The 784-nt window shown below is 69.8% G+C and carries 1 protein-coding gene; it reads right to left on the minus strand.

Annotated features, from left to right (window positions below; all coding sequences use genetic code 11):
* Positions 1 to 281: 281 nt before the first annotated feature.
* On the minus strand, positions 282 to 692 hold the full coding sequence (locus LL06_RS24995) for a cupin domain-containing protein (protein WP_035533484.1): 411 nt from the start codon (positions 690 to 692) through the stop codon (positions 282 to 284).
* Between the last annotated feature and the right edge of the window lie 92 nt (positions 693 to 784).

The raw sequence follows: 784 nt of genomic DNA on the forward strand, positions 1-784 counted from the left end.
CGGATCGCCTGCGCTTCGCTTGTCTCTCCGACCTCCCCTCAAGGGGCAGGTGGGGTGCCATCACGCGAGTCCCACACTCAAGGCCTGGGTGTTGGCCAAAGCCCGCCCCACCGTCATGCCGGACTTGATCCGGCATCCAGCCAGCCCGGGTCCCCGGGCTGAAACGAGTCCCTTGACCCGGCGGACGCCGGGTCGCTGGATCCCGGCTCAAGGCCGGGATGACGGAGGACGCGCGATCTCCTGCCGTTTCGGGCCGCGGGTCGTGGATTGCCATCCCCGCCTCAGACATCGTCGCTCCAGCCCGCATAATCCTCGTCGCTCACCTGCTCGAGCCACGTCACCGCCACGCCGTCGAGGGCTTCCTGGATGGCGAGATGGGTCATGGCGACTTCCGGCGACGCGCCGTGCCAGTGCTTTTCGCCCGGTTCGAACCAGACCACGTCGCCCGGCCGGATCTCCTCCACCGGGCCGCCTTCGCGCTGCGCGCGGCCGATGCCGGAGGTGACGATGATCGTCTGCCCCAGCGGATGCGTGTGCCAGGCGGTGCGCGCGCCCGGCTCGAATGTCACCGCCGCGCCCTGCACTCGACCGGGGGCCTCGGCGGCGAACAATTTGTCGAGGCGGACGGTACCGGTGAAGTAGTCGGCGGGGCCCTTGGCCGAGGGCGTCGTGCCTGCGCGGGTGATTTTCATGGTTTGGTCCTTTGGCGGGGGCGGTCCGGATTGTCCAACCTCCCCCTTGAGGGGAGGTCGGCGATTGGCGCGCGCAGCGCGACAGAGCCGGG

The sequence above is a fragment of the Hoeflea sp. BAL378 genome (assembly GCF_000759435.1).
In the GTDB taxonomy this organism is placed as follows: Bacteria; Pseudomonadota; Alphaproteobacteria; order Rhizobiales; family Rhizobiaceae; genus Hoeflea.

Coding starts and splice junctions, on each gene's coding strand:
- LL06_RS24995 (WP_035533484.1), bottom strand. CDS start 692: ATGAAAATCACCCGCGCAGGCACGACGCCCTCGGCCAAGGGCCCCGCC.